Origin of the sequence: Streptomyces sp. DSM 110735, assembly GCF_016482685.1 — a bacterium.
In the GTDB taxonomy this organism is placed as follows: domain Bacteria; phylum Actinomycetota; class Actinomycetes; order Streptomycetales; family Streptomycetaceae; genus Streptomyces.
On sequence record NZ_JACYHF010000004.1, the window covers coordinates 226,861 to 243,236 of the forward strand.

A 16,376-nucleotide genomic window follows, 5' to 3' on the forward strand; every position below is an offset into this window, starting at 1 on the left:
ACCGGCTCGCGTGTGCGGCGCCCCTGCCGCGCACGGCACCGTCGAGGTCTACGGAGCCGAGCCGCCCGGGGGGTTCCCCGTGCGCTGCCCGGCTTCCTTGCAGGAGAGGCAGTCGCCGACCATGAACGTCCGCCGCAGTGCAGCGGCTCTCGCCGCGATAGGCGTGCTGGCCGCGGCCGCGCCCGCCACGGCCGCCGAGGCGTCCCCGTCCCCGAAGGCGACGGTCCCGGCCGGGCTGTTCGGCAAGGGCGACCCCACCTACGACGGCGTCTGGCGCCAGTCGCTGGCCCTGCTCGCCCAGCACACCGTCGGTGAGCGCCCCGCCGCCTCCGCCGTGAAGTGGCTCACCGGCCAGCAGTGCGCCGACGGCGGTTTCGCCGCCTTCCGCGCCGACACCGCCAAGGCGTGCGGCGGCAAGGGCGCCCAGCCCGACACCAACAGCACCGCAGCCGCCGTCCAGGCGCTCGCCGCGCTCGGCGGTCACCGTGCCGAGACCGGTAAGGCCGTGCGCTGGCTGAAGGCGCAGCAGAACAAGGACGGCGGCTGGGGCTACTCCCCCGGCTCCCCGAGCGACACCAACTCCACCTCCGTGGTCGTCGGCGCGCTGACCGCCGTCGGTCTGGACCCGGCGAAGCAGCACGCCAAGGGCAAGACCCCGGCGGAGGCGCTGGCCGCCATGGCGATCCCGTGCGCGAAGGACGGCGGCGGCGCCTTCGCCTACCAGCCGGACAAGAAGGGCAAGCTCGCCGCCAACGCCGACGCCACCGCTGCCGCCGTGCTCGGCGCGCTCGGCAAGAACTTCGTGGTCGAGCCCGCCAACGCCCGCGCCAAGGCTCCCGCCTGCACGGACTCCGGCAAGGCCACCCCCCGGCGCCTGGCCGACAACGCCGCCGCCTACCTGGCCGGTGCCGTCGCCAAGGGCGGTCACCTGATGTCGGCGATGCCCGGCGCCAAGAAGCAGCCGGACTTCGGCAACACCGCCGACACGGTCGTCGCGCTCGCCGCCGACGGCTGGAGCGCGCAGGCGAAGACTCCGTACGCGTGGCTGGAGAAGAACGCCGGTCCGTGGGCGCAGCAGAGCGGTCCCGCCGCCTACGCCCAGCTCATCCTCGCCGCCCACGCGCTCGGTGAGAACCCGAAGGAATTCGGCGGCACCAACCTGGTCCAGGCGCTGGACAAGCAGGGTCCGGCGCCGGAGCAGGCGAAGAAGTCCGCCGCTCACAAGGCGGAGGAGAAGAAGTCGAATCACGAGGTCTGGTGGTTCGTGGGGTCCTGTCTCGTCGCGGGCATCGGCGCCGGTTTCCTGATCAGCGGCCGGAAGAAGAACCGGGCGTGAGTGTCGTCCGCCGTGCCGCGACGCTCCTCGTCGCGGTCCTGCTCCCGCTCGCCGGGGCCACCGAGGCACACGCCACCGGCTACCGGTACTGGTCCTTCTGGGACCGCTCCGGCGACCGGTGGACGTACGCGACCCAGGGTCCCTCGACGACCCGTCCCGAGGACGGCGACGTGCAGGGCTTCCGGTTCGCGGTCAGCGAGGACTCCGCGGACGCGACCCGTCCGCGCGGCACGGCGGACTTCGCCACCCTCTGCGCCCGCACGCCCGCCAAGCAGGGCACCAAGCGGGTCGCGCTCGTCATCGACTTCGGCACTCCTGCCGACGCACCCTCCGGCGAGAAGCCGCCGCCGGTCCGTACGGCGTGCGCGCGCGTCGCCCCCGACGCGACCAGCGCCGAGGCGCTCGCCGCGACCGCCAAGCCGCTGCGCTACGACACCAACGCGCTGCTGTGCGCCATCTCCGGTTATCCGCACCGGGGTTGCGGGGAGCAGGTCACGGCGGACGGCAAGGCGCCCGCCAAGCACGACAAGCCCGCCGCGAAGGACTCCGGCGGTCCCTCCCTCGGGCTGCCCGTCGGCGCGGGTGTGATCGCCGTCCTCGCCGGGGCGGCGGTGTGGCAGGCCCGGCGGCGCCGGAATGCCTGAGCGGTCCCCTCAACTCCATCCCGGCGCCTGGTGGTTGTGGGCGCTCGGGCTCGGCACCGCAGCCACCCGCACCACCAACCCGCTCCTGCTCGCCCTGCTCGTCGCCGCGTCCGGCTATGTGGTGGCCACCCACCGCTCGTCCGCGCCCTGGGCCCGCTCCTACCTGGCGTTCGCCAAGCTCGCCGTCGCGGTGCTGTGCGTACGCCTCGCCTTCACCGTCCTCCTCGGCTCGCCCGTGCCCGGTACGCATGTGCTGTTCACGCTGCCCGAAGTCCCGTTGCCCGACTGGGCGCAGGGCATCCGGCTCGGCGGTCCGGTCACGGCCGAGGCGCTGCTCTTCTCCGGCTACAACGGCCTGAAACTGGCCGCCCTGCTGATCTGCGTCGGCGCCGCCAACGCCCTCTCCAGCCCAGCCCGGCTGCTGAAGTCCCTGCCCGGCGCCCTGTACGAGGCGGGTGTCGCCGTGGTCGTCGCGCTCACCTTCGCCCCCCATCTCATCGCGGACGTACGCCGGTTGCGCTCGGCGCGGCGGCTGCGCGGGCGCCCCGACCGGGGTGTGCGCGGGCTGCTCCAGGTCGGACTGCCGGTCCTGGAGGGCGCGTTGGAGCGCTCGGTCGCGCTGGCCGCCGCGATGGACGCGCGCGGCTTCGGCCGCACGGCCGAGGTGCCCGCGCGGGTACGGCGTACGACCGCCGCGCTCACCCTCGGCGGGCTGCTGGGCGTGTGCGCGGGGACGTACGGCCTGCTCACCGCCGAGGGCGGCACCTACGGGCTGCCCGTGCTGCTCGCCGGAGCCGCCGCCGCGCTCGCGGGGCTGCGCCTCGGTGGCCGTCGTTCGCCGCGCACCCGGTACCGTCCGGCGCCGTGGGGTCCGCGGGCGTGGCTGGTCGCGGGCTCGGGGGCGGCGGTCGCCGCGCTGCTCACCCTCGCCGCCGCGCGCGAGCCGGACGCCCTGAACCCGGGTGTCGTGCCGCTCGCCGTGCCCGCGCTGCCGCTGTGGCCCGCCGTGTCGGTGCTGCTCGCGCTGCTGCCCGCCTTCGTCGTCCCCCAGGAACCCAGGGAGCGCGCGTGATCCGCTTCGAGAAGGTCGCCGTCACCTATGAGGGCGCCGCCGAACCGACCGTACGGGACGTGGACTTCGAGGTGCCCGAGGGCGAACTCGTGCTGCTCGTCGGTCCGTCGGGGGTGGGCAAGTCGACGGTGCTGAACGCGGTGTGCGGTCTGGTGCCGCACTTCACCGGGGGCACGCTGAGCGGGCGGGTCACGGTCGCGGGCCGGGACACCCGCACCCACCGGCCGCGCGAACTGGCGGACGTGGTGGGCACGGTGGGACAGGACCCGCTCGCGCACTTCGTGACGGACACGGTCGAGGACGAACTCGCCTACGGCATGGAGTCGTTGGGTCTCGCCCCCGAGGTCATGCGGCGCCGGGTGGAGGAGACGCTGGACCTGCTGGGTCTGGCCGATCTGCGCGAGCGCCCCATCGCCACGCTCTCCGGCGGTCAGCGTCAGCGGGTCGCCATCGGCTCGGTGCTGACCCCGCACCCGCGCGTCCTGGTCCTGGACGAGCCGACCTCGGCGCTCGACCCGGCTGCCGCCGAGGAGGTCCTGGCCGTCCTCCAGCGCCTGGTCCACGACCTCGGCACGACGGTCCTGCTCGCGGAACACCGCCTGGAGCGCGTGATCCAGTACGCCGACCGCGTCGTCCTCCTCCCCGCCCCCGGCGAAGCCCCGCTGACGGGGACCCCGGCCGAGATCATGGCCGTCTCCCCCGTGTATCCCCCTGTGGTGGAGCTGGGGCGCCTGGCGGACTGGTCCCCGCTGCCCCTGACGGTGCGCGACGCCCGCCGCAGGGCTCCGGAGCTGCGGGAGCGGCTGGCGGGGCGGGAGCCGTGCGCCCGCACCGCCGAGGCGGGCACACCCCCACCCGCCCCGCGCAGCCCCGCGCTCCCCTTCTACCGCCGTCCCTTCCGGCGTACCGACGGCTCTCCCACCGCCCCCCAGGTCGCCGAGGTCCACGATCTCGTCGTCCGGCGCGGGCGGATCCGTGCCCTGTCCGGGGTGGACCTCACCGTCCGCCCCGGCGAGACCGTCGCGCTCATGGGGCGCAACGGTGCCGGGAAGTCGACGCTGCTCGGCTCCCTGGTCGGACTGGTGGAGCCTACGGCGGGCGCGGTGCGGGTCGGCGGTGCCGTACCGCACCGGATCACGCCACGGGAACTCGTCCAGAAGGTCGGTCTGGTCCCGCAGGAACCCCGCGATCTGCTGTACGCCGACACGGTCGCCGCCGAGTGCGCCGCCGCCGACCGGGACGCGGGGGCGGAGCCGGGGACCTGCCGGGCGCTGGTGTCCGGGCTGCTGCCGGGCATCACGGACGACACCCACCCGCGCGACCTCTCCGAGGGTCAGCGCCTGGCGCTCGCGCTGGCCGTCGTCCTGACCGCGCGCCCGCCGCTGCTCCTGCTGGACGAGCCGACGCGCGGGCTCGACTACGCGGCGAAGGCGCGCCTGGTCACCGTGCTGCGGGGGCTCGCGGCCGAGGGGCACGCGATCGTGCTGGCCACGCACGACGTCGAGCTGGCCGCCGAGATCGCGCACCGGGTGGTGCTGCTGGCCGACGGCGAGGTCATCGCGGACGGACCCACGGCGGACATCGTGGTCTCCTCCCCCTCCTTCGCCCCCCAGGTGACCAAGATCCTCGCCCCCCAGCCCTGGCTGACGGTCACCGAGGTCCGGAAGGTCCTGTCATGACGCCGACCCCCGCACCACCGACCACCGCCGCGGACGGGTCCTCGGCACCCGCGCCTCCCCGCCCCACCCACGCCGTCCGCTTCCACCCCCGCTCCCTCGCCGCCCTCGTCCTCGTCAGCGCGGTGGGCGTCGTCGCCTTCGGGTGGCCCTTCCTCGCGCCGCCCGCCTCGCAACTGAGCGCGCACGCGGAGGACGCGCCCTGGCTGTTCGCGGGACTGCTGGTGCTCCTTGTCGCGGTGGTGGCGGCGACGATCTCCGAGTCGGGTCTCGGTCCGAAGGCGGTCGCGATGCTGGGCGTGCTCGCGGCGACGGGCGCGGCGCTGCGTCCCATCGGCGCGGGGACGGCGGGCATCGAGCCGATGTTCTTCCTGCTGGTGCTCAGCGGCCGGGTGCTCGGTCCCGGCTTCGGCTTCGTGCTCGGCTCGGTGACGATGTTCGCCTCCGCGCTGCTGACCGGCGGGGTCGGACCGTGGATGCCGTTCCAGATGCTGGCGATGGGCTGGTTCGCGATGGGCGCGGGTCTGCTGCCGGGGCGCTCCCGGCTGCGCGGGCGGGCCGAGCTGCTGCTCCTGGGCGGCTACGGCTTCGTCGCCGCGTTCGCCTACGGCACGGTGATGAACCTGGCCGGGTGGCCGTTCATGGGCACCATGGCGTCGGGCATCGCCTTCGACCCGCACGCCTCCGTGCCCGCCAACCTGGCCCGGTTCCTCGCCTACTGTCTGGCCACGTCCATGGGCTGGGACCTCGGCAGGGCGGTCTGCACGGTCGTCCTCACCGTCGCCCTCGGACCCGCCGTGCTGCGCGCGCTGCGCCGGGCGACCCGGCGGGCCGCCTTCGAGACGGCGGTCACATTCGACGCACCCGGAGCGTGAGAGGGCGCCTCCGGAGGGTCGGCGCCGGGGTGGTTGCCCGGTGAAGCACCCCACATGACGCAGCTCACCTACGACGCCGCTTCGTAGACTTAAATGTCCGATACATATGCATTTGCACCCCACTTGACCTGCGGTTTGAGACGCCGGTCACACGGACGACCTTCGCCGCCGATCCGGCCACCACTAGTAAAAAGGGTCATTGCGGACATCCCGGAATCCTGTTTCTCTGGATGACGTCGCCAGGCGCCACGAGCCCCCACGGGCCGCGGCGCCGACGTATGCGGCCGGTGAGCGAAGCGCACGAAACGCGCCGCTCGGTCCGGACCTACGAGGCGCCGCCCTGTACCCAAGCAAAAGGATTTACATGTCTTTCTCGTTCATTCGCCGCGTCGCCACCCCGAAGAAGGCCGTCACCGTCGCCGCCCTGGCCGCCGCCACCGCCGGCATCGCGCTCGGCACCGCGCCCGCGCAGGCCGCGCCGACCTCGTCCTCCTCGGCTCAGTCGATCGCCCACAAGATGATCCCGAACTCGGCGCAGTACGCCGCCTTCAACAAGATCGTGTCGCACGAGAGCGGCTGGAACCCCTCGGCCACCAACAGCTCCTCCGGTGCCTACGGTCTGGTCCAGGCCCTGCCCGCCTCCAAGATGTCTTCCGCCGGTTCCGACTGGAAGACCAACCCGGCCACCCAGATCAAGTGGGGCCTCGACTACATGAACTCGCGCTACGGCAGCCCCGTTCAGGCGTGGAACTTCTGGCAGTCCCACGGCTGGTACTGAGCCGTAACCGACTGACCCCGCCCCTGGACCCAGGGGCCGACGATCCCCGGCCGGACCGGCCGGGACGCACCACCCGATATCCGCACCCTTGCCCGCGAGGCGAGGGTGCTGACGCATGTCCGGGGTCAACTGGTCCTACGGATCTTCGACTTGAGCGGTACCGGCACTCCCCCCTGATCTCCCGCGTCGCGCCGCACCCCTCATCCGCCACGCCCCCGTGATCCACTGGTCCCGCCCCGCCCGCGCGGACGACCGGAGGTAGAGATGGCGACGCCCACGACCGGTTCGGCGCCCCTGCCGCGCCCGCGCGGGATGCGGCTCACGGTCGTGCTTCTGCTGCTGACCGTGGTGAGCGGGCTGATCGACGCGGTCGGCTATCTGGGTCTCGGCCGGGTCTTCACCGCCAACATGACCGGGAACGTGGTCGTGCTCGGCTTCGCCGCCGTCGGCGCGCCCGGCTTCTCGGTGCCCCACATCACCACGTCCCTGGGCTGCTTCCTGATCGGCGCGGCGGCGGGAGGGCGGCTGACGAACCGCCTCGGCGAGGAAGCCCGGCGCGACCGGACCCGGCTGACCCTGGTGGTGGAGGCGCTGCTGGTCGGCGCCTCGGCGGCGGTGGCCTACGCCTGGCCGCACGCCCCCGGCACCCGGTACGCGCTGATCGCCCTCACCGCCCTCGCGATGGGACTGCGCAACGCCACCGTCCGCAAACTCGGCATCCCCGACCTCACCACCACGGTCCTCACCATGACCCTGACCGGCCTCGCCTCCGACTCCCGCCTAGGCGACGCCACCGCCCCCGCCCGCCGCTCCCCCCGCCGCGCCGCCGCCGTCCTCGCCATGTTCGCCGGCGCCTGCCTCGGCGCCTGGCTGATCCTCAACCACGGCCTCGCCCTCCCCCTCCTCCTCGCCGCGGTGGCCTCCGGCGGCCTGGCGATCGCGGCGTCGGACCGAGACTGAGCGGCGCCGGAACACGCCCGCACCTAAGGAGCCGACGCGCACGTCACCGCGCCCACCCCGCCAAGCTCAGCAGCCGCGTCCCCCCTCAGCTCGTCGTCAGTGACCGTTCCTCGTCCGGTGCCGTCCTCGGTCCTGGGGGGCGACCCAGGTTTTCGGAGGCAGGCGGAGTCAGCACCCCGCGCGGGCCGATCAGGAGGTAGCCGAGGGCGAAGCCGCCGCTCACCACTGCCGCGCCGCCGACCGCGTCGAGGATCCAGTGGTTGGCGGTGGCGACGATCGCGGTGACCGTGAGAAGCGGGTGGAGCAGGCCGAGCGCCTTCATCCACCAGCGGGGAGCCATGATCGCGATGACCAGACCGCACCAGAGGGACCAGCCGAAGTGGAGGGAGGGCATCGCGGCGTACTGGTTGGTGATCGCGGTCATCGCGCCGTAGTCCGGGTGGGCGAGGTCCTGGACGCCGTGGACGGTGTCGACGAAGCCGAGTCCCGGCATCAGGCGGGGCGGGGCGAGCGGGAAGAGCCAGAAGCCGATGAGGGCGAGCAGGGTGGCGAAGCCGAGGGCGGTGCGGGCCCAGCGGTAGTCGACCGGGCGGCGCCAGTAGAGGACGGCGAGGACGGTCAGGGGCACGACGAAGTGGAAGGACTCGTAGTAGAAGTCGAGGAAGCCCCGCAGCCAGCCGACCTGGACCACCGCGTGGTTGACGGCGTGCTCGATGTCGATGTGCAGGAAGCGCTCGGTGTCGTAGACCATCCGCCCGTGGTGCTCGGCGGTCTCGCGCGCCAGCTCGTTGCTGCCGCCGGTCGCCGCGAGCCGTACCTGCTGGTAGGCGGCGTAGGTGACGCGGATGAGGAGCAGCTCCAGGAGCAGGTTGGGGCGGGTGAGCGAGCGGCGCAGGAAGGGCAGCAGCGGTACGCGCCGCCAGCGCGCCGGGACCTGCCGGGCGTACTCGGTGGGCACGGGAGCCGCGTAATAAGGGGAGGAGCGCGGCAGGAAGGGCACCGCCACCGCGGCGGCGAGGGCCGCGAGCAGGACGAGGTTGTCGCGCAGCGGGAAGAGCACCGGCGTGTTCGGCAGCATCATCTTCGCCGGGAGGGTGGTGACCAGGACCACCGCGACCGGCCAGACGGTACGGTCCGCGGCGCGCGTCCCCACCCGCCCGACCACCGCGAGCAGCAGCCACAGCAACTGGTGCTGCCAGCTCGTCGGCGAGACCGCGACCGCCGCGCAGCCGGTGACCGCGACGGCGAGCAGGAACTGCCCGTCACGGGCGTAGCCGATGGCGCGGCGCAGCGCGAGGACGGCGACGGCGGCGCCGAGCAGCAGGAAGAGCGCGATCTCCAGCGGTCCGGTGAGACCGAGGCGGAGCAGGGCGCCGTGCAGGGACTGGTTGGCGAGCCCGTCCGCCTCGCCCCCGAGCCCGGCCCCTGCCATGTGGTGGACCCAGTAGGTGTACGAGTCGTGCGGCATCGCCGCCCACGCGAGCGCGGTGCCCCCGGCGAAGGTGATCCCGGTGCTCACCGCGGCCCGGCGGCGCCCGGTGAACCACAGCAGCGGTACGAAGAGCAGCACGGTCGGCTGGAGGGCGGCGGCGAGACCGACGAGGACCCCGCTCACGCGTTCGTCGCGCACGGCGAGGCAGCCGAGCAGGACGAGGAGCACCGGGATGACGCTGGTCTGGCCGAGCCAGAGCGTGTTGCGCACCGGCAGGGAGAGCATCAGCAGGCTGATGGCGACCGGGGCGGCGAGCAGCGCCGTACGGCGGCTGACCGGCTGGGGCAGCGCGCGGGCGGCGACCAGACCGAGCGCGACGACGAGGAGCAGGGTGCCGAAGGTCCACCCCCAGCCGAGCGCGGACTCCGCCGCACGGGTGAGGGGTTTGAGGACGAGACCCGCGAAGGGGGTGCCGGTGAAGCGGGTCGAGTCGTAGAGCGACCCGTTCACGTGGAGGACGCCCTGCGGGCCGACCCAGGTCTCCAGGTCGGTGAGGCGTTTGCCGCTCGGGCTGCTGAGGACGACCGCCATCTGCCGTACCGCGAGGCTCGCCGCCACCGCCCACAGCGCGAGCCGGGCCGCGCGCAGCCGGGCTCCTGGCCCGTCCGCCGGGCCGAGGGCGTCCACCGGTCGTCCGCTGTGCTCCACGTTCACCACGCCCCGTCGGCCTCCCGCCCCGTCACCCCGGGCGCCTGTGCCCGAGAGTTCCCCCGCGAACACTATGCGCTCACGGCCCCCTCGGGGCAGGACGCGGGCAACCCCCGCTTCACCTGACGTCCGGACCCCGTTTTATCCGCAGGACGATAGCCCGAGAAGGGTGTGGTTGCACCCGGATCGAGCGATAAGGATCACAGTCACGCCCGGGATCACCTGCGACTTTGCGGGCAGACGTCCCTGCGTACACAAGGTTTACGTGCTCTATGCAATGACTTGTGCACGCGACGTAAGGGGGCGAACTCCTCCTATCGTCGCTTTTCTGCCCGGTGCACAGCATCGCCGCCGTTCGGCCGGGCCTGCCCTGTTCCCGTCGAAAGGTAGGCGAGCTCCGTTTTGGCGACCGCCACTGCTGTCAGTCCCCGTCCGCAGACCCGCCGCGCCGCCCAGGCCCGGAACGTCACGGTCACCGACCCCGCGCTCGTCAAGCGCGCCGTGAAGGCGGCGGCGCTCGGCAACGCGATGGAATGGTTCGACTTCGGTGTCTACAGCTACATCGCGGTGACCCTGGGCAAGGTCTTCTTCCCCTCGGGCAACCCGACCGCGCAGTTGCTCTCCACCTTCGGCGCCTTCGCCGCGGCCTTCCTGGTCCGTCCGCTCGGCGGCATGGTCTTCGGCCCGCTGGGCGACCGGGTGGGGCGCCAGAAGGTCCTCGCCGTCACGATGATCATGATGGCGGCGGGCACGTTCGCCATCGGTCTGATCCCGTCGTACGCCACGATCGGCTTCGGCGCGCCGCTGCTCCTGCTCGCCGCCCGCCTGGTCCAGGGCTTCTCCACCGGCGGTGAGTACGCGGGCGCCTCGACCTTCATCGCCGAGTACGCGCCCGACAAGAAGCGCGGCTTCTTCGGAAGCTGGCTGGAGTTCGGCACGCTGGCCGGTTACATCGGCGGCGCGGGTCTGGTCACGCTGATGACCGCCCTGCTGTCCTCGGCCGACCTGCTCTCCTGGGGCTGGCGCATCCCGTTCCTGATCGCGGGTCCGATGGGCATCATCGGGCTCTACCTGCGGATGCGTCTTGAGGAGACTCCCGCCTTCGCCGCCGAGGTCGAGAAGGCCGAGGCGTCCCGTCCGAAGGTCCCGCTGCGCGAGATGGTCACGGGCCAGTGGAAGTCGCTGCTGCTGTGCATGGGTCTGGTGCTGGTCTTCAACGTCACCGACTACATGCTGCTGTCGTACATGCCGAGCTTCCTCACCAGCGAGCTGAAGTACGACGAGACGCACGGTCTGCTGGTCGTGCTCGGTGTCATGGCGCTGATGATGATCGTCCAGCCGTTCGCCGGTGCGCTGACCGACCGGGTCGGCCGTCGTCCGGTCATCGCCGCGGGCTGCGCGGGCTTCCTGTTCCTGTCGATCCCGGCGATCCTGCTGATCCGCCAGGGCAGCCTGCTCGCCGTCGGTCTCGGCATGGGCGCGCTCGGTCTGCTGCTCGTCTGCTTCACCGCGGCCATGCCCGCCGCGCTCCCGGCGCTCTTCCCGACCAAGGTGCGCTACGGCTCGCTGTCCATCGGCTTCAACGTCTCCGTGTCGCTCTTCGGCGGTACGACCCCGCTGGTGGTCACGGCGCTGATCGGTGCGACCGGCAACCTGATGATGCCCGCGTACTACATGATGGCGGCCGCCGTCATCGGCGGGTTCGCGGTGTGGCGGATGAGCGAGTCCGCGGGCCGTCCGCTGCCGGGCTCCGCGCCGTCGGTGGAGCAGGTCTGATTTTTCTGGTCGCACGTGTGACACGCATACGCGTGCCTGGGTGAATGACCGGCGGTCCGGTGCGAGCCGTGGGCGCCCGGGGTGGGTGCGGGAAACCGAAGAGGTTCCCCGCGCCCACTTCGCCGTTTTCGCCCCCGTCCCGGGGAGACTTGGCCTGGAGGGCTTGGGGACACCCGGGCTCGAGCGGACACTCGGGAAGGGCGGCAGGCGCATGGGCGACTCGCAGGTGTGGGACGACGTGGAGCGCTACTTCACCAGTCGGCTGGCGGCGGACGACGACGTCCTGCGCGCGGCGCTGCGCGACAGCGACGCGGCCGGGCTGCCCCCCATCGCCGTCACCCCCACCCAGGGCAAGCTCCTCCAGCTCCTCGCCCAGATCCAGGGCGCCCGCACGGTCCTGGAGATCGGCACCCTCGGCGGCTACAGCACCATCTGGCTGGCCCGCGCCCTGCCCTCCGACGGCCGTCTGATCACCCTGGAGTACAACCCCAAGCACGCCGAGATCGCCACCCGCAACATCGCCCGCGCCGACCTGGACGGCATCGTCGAGGTCCGCACCGGTCCGGCGCTTGACTCCCTCCCCCACCTCGCCGACGAGAACCCGCCCCCCTTCGACCTGGTCTTCATCGACGCCGACAAGGCAAACACCCCCCACTACGTCGAATGGGCCCTCCGCCTCTCCCGGGCCGGCAGCCTCATCGTCATCGACAACGTGGTCCGCCAGGGCGACGTCTCCAACCCCACCACCACCGACCCCGCCACCCTCGGCACCCGAGCCACCATCGACCTCATCGCCACCCACCCCCGCCTGACAGGCACAGCCCTGCAGACGGTGGGCCCGAAGGGCTACGACGGGTTCGCGCTGGCGCGGGTGCTGGGGTAGGGAGCCCGGGGGGTACGGGTTCGCCCGGCGGGCAGGGCGGGGGGCGTTTCCCGCCACCCGTCGGCCTCACCTCACGAACCGCCTCCACCACAGAATTGCAAAATTGGCATGCTCATGGAAGGGTACGTCCCCCGACAGCCGGCGGCTTGACCCGGCTCGCGGATAAAGCAGCAGATGAATGGGGGGGCAATGCCCAAAACCAAGTTCACCCGCAGTGCGGCAGGGGCCATCGGCGCTGCCGCGATGATTGTCGCGACGGCGACCCCGGCTTTCGCCGCGGACAAGACCGTGGACATTGGCTACGGCCACATGACGTTCATCGACGACGGAGACGTCTTCAAGATCTGCGACGACAAGGCGGACGGCAAAGGCGTCTACGGTGCCGTTTTCTACGACTCGTACCTCACCACTTCCGGCTACGAGAGGGTGATGACGATTTCCGACGGCGGCGACAGCGGTTGCGACAGCAAGGGCTACAACATCGGAAACTCCGGTGATTACACCTTTGTCATCTGCTGGGGAAGGTACCCCACCGGCCCGTTCGAGAACCCCCTCACCGGCGTGGACTGCAACTACGCCGGTGAATTTAACGAGTAACCGTCGCCTGGCCCCTTGGACAATTGGCTGGCCTGTCCAGTTCACCTGTCTGGTAGGGCTGGTATACCGGCACTTCGGCGCCGCCGCCCGCGGAGCGTCACTCGTGATAAAAACCCACGTTCACGCTTCGCGGAGCCGTCCGGTCCTGGACGACCAGTTCGCCGCCCGTGCCGTGGGGGAGGCGGACGGTGCCGCCGTAGGGGAGGGTCTGGGCGTAGTCGCCGATGGTGAGGCGGACCTCGGAGGAGGGGTCGGGCTGGGAGCCGCGGAGCCAGGTGACCTGCCAGACGCCGTCGGGACCGCAGAGGAACTCGAGGTGGACGCGGGAGACGAACAGCCAGTCCTCCGGGGTGACCAGTCGGCACACCGCCGCGTCCCGCCCCACCCGCAGCACCGCACCCGGCTCGCTCGGCGCCTCCGCCATGACCATGCCGGCCGTGGCGCCCACTTCCTCCCTGGTGACGGAAGCCATGGTGAGTTCGAGCACGCGTTTCCCCCTGCACGTCCGGTGCGTGCGCCGGTCGCCGCACACCGCCGCCGCATGATAGAACGCCCGGCCCGGCCGCGTCCGGCACAATGGCCTCATGACCGAGCGAAAGCCACCGGGTGTGCCGTTCGAGTCCTGGGTGGACCACCAGATCGCCGCCGCACAGCGACGCGGCGAGTTCGACCGCCTCCCGGGCGCCGGGGAACCCCTCCCCGCCGGTCTCGACTCCGGCTACGACGACCTGTGGTGGATCAAGCGGAAGATGGCGCGCGAGGGTCTGACCGCCCTGCCCCCTTCCCTCGCGCTGCGCAAGGAAGCCGAGGACGCGCTGGAGGCGGCGTACGCCGCCCCCTCCGAGGCCACCGCCCGCCGGATCATCACGGACGTCAACGTCAAGATCCGCGCCATGATGTTCCGCCCGCCGCCCGGACCGCCGCTCGGCAAGAAGCCGTACGACGTGGAAGAGGTCGTACGCGAGTGGCACCGCCGCCGCGCACCCCGATAACCGCTTGCGGGACCGTCCGCCCTCCGCTGGCATGGCTCGCCATGACCACCTGGACTCTCGCCCCGGAGCCGTACGACTCCCCCGCCGCCACCGCGCTCTGGCGCGCGTACTACACCGAGGTCAGCGACCGCTGGTACCTCCTCCACCAGGGCCACCGCACCGACCCGGCCGAACTGGATCGCGGGATCGCCGCCCGCTCCGGCGCCGAACTCACCCCGCCGAACGGCCAGTTGCTGATCGCCCGCCGCGACGCCGAACCCGCGGGCTCGGCGGGCGTACGACTCCTCGACCCCCGAACAGCCGAACTCACCCGGGTGTTCGTGCACCCCCGCCTGCGCGGTCGGGGCGGAGCCCAACTCCTCGTCACCGCAGCCGAGTCGGCCGCCCGCGACCTCGGCGCGAGCCGCCTGATCCTCGACACGCGAAGTGACTTGACCGAGGCACGCGCCCTGTACGCCCGCCTCGGCTACACCGAGACCGCCCCGCACAACACCGACGTGTACGCGGAACACTGGTTCAGCAAAGACCTGTTGACGCCCGACGGAATCAACTCACCCTCTTGACCGACCCGTTGTGCGGGCGCTCGCTCGCCGCCCCGCACATCTCGGTCGTCAACTCCTTGACCAACTGGGTGAGATCGGTGGACCGCCCCGGCGCCCACCAGTCCCCGAGCAGTTCGGAGAGCGAGTCCTCCCGCGCGGCGGCGAGCCGTTCCGCCGCCACCCGTCCGGTGTCGGTGAGCGTGAGGTCGAGACCCTGCCGCTCGACCAGCCGCCGCTCCTCCACCTGCCGCTCGGCGGCGAGGACCGTCTGGAGCGGCACCGGACTGCGCTCGGCGAGCACGTACGGCTCCACCGACCCGTACCGCCGGATGCGCAGCAGCAGCCAGCTCGCCGCGGGCAGCAGGTCGTAACCCGCCCGCGCGGTGATGTCCTCGTACACCTCCCGCCGCCCCTCCCGCGTGCCGAGCAGGGACAGCGCCCGGCACACCTCGTCGTAGGAGGAGCGTTGGACCGGGTTCGGCGGGATGGTCTCGGAGGCGTCCGGCGCGGTGACCGAGCCGCGCAGCGGGTCCTCCTTGAGGAACCACGCCAGGACGAAGCCGACCAGCGCGACCGGCGCGGCGTAGAGGAACACGTCGGTGATCGCGGAGGAGAACGCGTGCAGCGCGGGCGGTCGCAGCCCGGCGGGCAGCGCGCCGATCCCGCGCGGGTCCGCCTCCAGACCACCGAGCGAGACTCCGGGCGGCAGCCGTACGCCCCGGAAGGCGTCGGCCAGCTTGTCGCCGAGGCGGCTGGAGAAGACAGTGCCGAAGATGGCGACGCCGAAGGAGGCGCCGATGGAGCGGAAGAAGGTGGCGCCGGAGGTGGCGACGCCGAGGTCCTCGTAGGAGACCGCGTTCTGCACGATGAGGATGAGGACCTGGAGGACAAGCCCGAGACCGAGCCCGAAGACGAAGAAGTACAGGCTCATCTCGGCGGTCGAGCTGTGTTCGTCCAGCTTGTGCAGCAGGAGCAGCCCGATCGCGGTGACGGCGGTGCCCGCCACGGGGAACATCTTCCAGCGACCGGTCCGGCTGACGATCTGCCCGGACATGGTCGAGGTCAGCAGCAGCCCGATCACCATCGGCAGCATGTGCACGCCGGACATGGTGGGCGAGATCCCGTGCACGACCTGGAGGAACGTCGGCAGATAGGTCATCGCGCCGAACATCGCGAACCCGATGATGAAGCTGATCACCGCCGACAGGCTGAAGGTCCGGATGCGGAACAGCTTCAGCGGCAGCACGGGCTCGGCTGCCCGCCGCTCCACCCCGACGAACGCGACGGCGAGTACGACGCCGAGCACCGCGAGCCCGATGATCTGCCCGGATGCCCACGGCCAGGTCGTACCGCCCAGCGAGGCGACCAGCACCAGGCAGGTGGCGACGGCGGCGATGAGGAACGTACCGAGGTAGTCGATCCGGTGCCTGGACGTACGGCGCGGGATGTGCAGCGCGGCGGCGATCACGGCGAGCGCGATGATCCCGAGCGGCAGATTGACGTAGAACACCCACCGCCAGGTGAGCTGCTCGGTGAACAGCCCCCCGAGCAGTGGCCCCAGCACACTGGTAGCCCCGAACACGGCACCGAAAAGCCCCTGATACTTCCCCCGCTCCCGCGGCGGCACGATGTCCCCCACGATCGCCATGGACAGCACCATCAGCCCGCCGCCCCCGAGCCCCTGCAACGCCCGGAACCCGATCAGCTCCGCCATGTTCTGCGCCATGCCGCACAGCGCGGACCCGACGAGAAAGATGACGATGGCGACCTGATACAGCCGCTTGCGCCCGTACTGGTCCCCGAGCTTCCCCCACAGGGGTGTAGCCGCGGTGGACGCCAGCAGGTACGCGGTCACGACCCACGACAGATGCTCCAGCCCACCCAGATCACTGACGATCGTCGGCAACGCCGTCGCCACGATCGTCTGATCCAACGCCGCCAGCAGCAGCCCCAGCAGCAGCGCCCCGATGGACACGAGCACGTCAGCCCCCACATGCTCCCCACCCCGCACGCCCCGCGCCGCCCCGTGCGTATCCAGGGCCATACGACCTCCCGGACTCCCGGACTCCGATACCCACCTTCCATGGTCGAGGGTGGGGGCGATT

General features: G+C 72.0%; 15 protein-coding genes. 12 read left to right on the forward strand and 3 right to left on the reverse strand.

The genetic code is table 11. The features are described from left to right. Nucleotides 1-121 precede the first annotated feature (121 nt). From IF655_RS09140 to IF655_RS09170, 7 genes are all read left to right on the forward strand, one after another. Nucleotides 122-1,336, forward strand: coding sequence for a prenyltransferase/squalene oxidase repeat-containing protein (locus IF655_RS09140; RefSeq protein WP_199583603.1), 1,215 nt, complete (start codon nt 122-124; stop codon nt 1,334-1,336). Next, nucleotides 1,333-1,980 (forward strand): SCO2322 family protein, encoded by a 648-nt coding sequence (locus tag IF655_RS09145; RefSeq protein WP_199583604.1) that lies wholly within the window; start codon nt 1,333-1,335, stop codon nt 1,978-1,980. Before IF655_RS09140 ends, IF655_RS09145 begins: the two co-directional genes overlap by 4 nt. Further along, entirely contained in the window at nt 1,973-3,052 is a 1,080-nt protein-coding gene (locus IF655_RS09150) for an energy-coupling factor transporter transmembrane component T (protein ID WP_199583605.1), read from the forward strand. Before IF655_RS09145 ends, IF655_RS09150 begins: the two co-directional genes overlap by 8 nt. Beyond that, nucleotides 3,049-4,731, forward strand: coding sequence for an ABC transporter ATP-binding protein (locus tag IF655_RS09155; RefSeq protein ID WP_199583606.1), 1,683 nt, complete (start codon nt 3,049-3,051; stop codon nt 4,729-4,731). Before IF655_RS09150 ends, IF655_RS09155 begins: the two co-directional genes overlap by 4 nt. Continuing rightward, nucleotides 4,728-5,603: an ECF transporter S component gene (locus IF655_RS09160; RefSeq protein WP_199583607.1), complete on the forward strand. Its 876-nt coding sequence runs from the start codon at nt 4,728-4,730 to the stop codon at nt 5,601-5,603. Before IF655_RS09155 ends, IF655_RS09160 begins: the two co-directional genes overlap by 4 nt. A gap of 364 nt (nt 5,604-5,967) precedes the next feature. Next, nucleotides 5,968-6,381 carry a transglycosylase SLT domain-containing protein gene (locus tag IF655_RS09165; RefSeq protein WP_199583608.1) on the forward strand — a complete coding sequence of 138 codons (414 nt, stop codon included), beginning with the start codon at nt 5,968-5,970 and terminating at the stop codon, nt 6,379-6,381. 264 nt (nt 6,382-6,645) lie between these two features. Next, on the forward strand, nt 6,646-7,341 hold the full coding sequence (locus IF655_RS09170; RefSeq protein WP_199583609.1) for a YoaK family protein: 696 nt from the start codon (nt 6,646-6,648) through the stop codon (nt 7,339-7,341). An 85-nt stretch (nt 7,342-7,426) separates the two neighbouring features. On the opposite strand, the gene IF655_RS09175 is transcribed toward IF655_RS09170, so the two are convergent. Next, nucleotides 7,427-9,490, reverse strand: coding sequence for a bifunctional glycosyltransferase 87/phosphatase PAP2 family protein (locus tag IF655_RS09175; RefSeq protein ID WP_199583610.1), 2,064 nt, complete (start codon nt 9,488-9,490; stop codon nt 7,427-7,429). Between the two features lie 393 nt (nt 9,491-9,883). Here IF655_RS09175 and proP point away from each other — a divergent pair, with 393 nt between their 5' ends. The 3 genes from proP (at nt 9,884) to IF655_RS09190 (ending at nt 12,737) form a co-directional block, all read left to right on the forward strand. Further along, nucleotides 9,884-11,257: a glycine betaine/L-proline transporter ProP gene (gene proP / locus IF655_RS09180; protein ID WP_199583611.1), complete on the forward strand. Its 1,374-nt coding sequence runs from the start codon at nt 9,884-9,886 to the stop codon at nt 11,255-11,257. A 211-nt stretch (nt 11,258-11,468) separates the two neighbouring features. Then, nucleotides 11,469-12,140 (forward strand): O-methyltransferase, encoded by a 672-nt coding sequence (locus tag IF655_RS09185; RefSeq protein ID WP_199583612.1) that lies wholly within the window; start codon nt 11,469-11,471, stop codon nt 12,138-12,140. Nucleotides 12,141-12,329: 189 nt separating this feature from the next. Continuing rightward, on the forward strand, nt 12,330-12,737 hold the full coding sequence (locus tag IF655_RS09190; protein WP_199583613.1) for a hypothetical protein: 408 nt from the start codon (nt 12,330-12,332) through the stop codon (nt 12,735-12,737). 97 nt (nt 12,738-12,834) lie between these two features. Here IF655_RS09190 and IF655_RS09195 read toward each other — a convergent pair whose 3' ends face one another. Next, on the reverse strand, nt 12,835-13,224 hold the full coding sequence (locus IF655_RS09195) for a hypothetical protein (protein ID WP_199583614.1): 390 nt from the start codon (nt 13,222-13,224) through the stop codon (nt 12,835-12,837). 97 nt (nt 13,225-13,321) lie between these two features. Here IF655_RS09195 and IF655_RS09200 point away from each other — a divergent pair, with 97 nt between their 5' ends. Both IF655_RS09200 and IF655_RS09205 read left to right on the forward strand, forming a co-directional pair. Beyond that, complete coding sequence (locus IF655_RS09200; RefSeq protein ID WP_199583615.1) at nt 13,322-13,729, forward strand: DUF1992 domain-containing protein; 408 nt, start codon at nt 13,322-13,324, stop codon at nt 13,727-13,729. Between the two features lie 41 nt (nt 13,730-13,770). Beyond that, nucleotides 13,771-14,292 (forward strand): GNAT family N-acetyltransferase, encoded by a 522-nt coding sequence (locus tag IF655_RS09205; protein WP_199583616.1) that lies wholly within the window; start codon nt 13,771-13,773, stop codon nt 14,290-14,292. On the opposite strand, the gene IF655_RS09210 is transcribed toward IF655_RS09205, so the two are convergent. Beyond that, nucleotides 14,276-16,315, reverse strand: a complete 2,040-nt coding sequence (locus IF655_RS09210; RefSeq protein ID WP_199583617.1) for an MDR family MFS transporter — start codon at nt 16,313-16,315, stop codon at nt 14,276-14,278. The genes IF655_RS09205 and IF655_RS09210 overlap by 17 nt on opposite strands. Nucleotides 16,316-16,376: the final 61 nt, after the last annotated feature.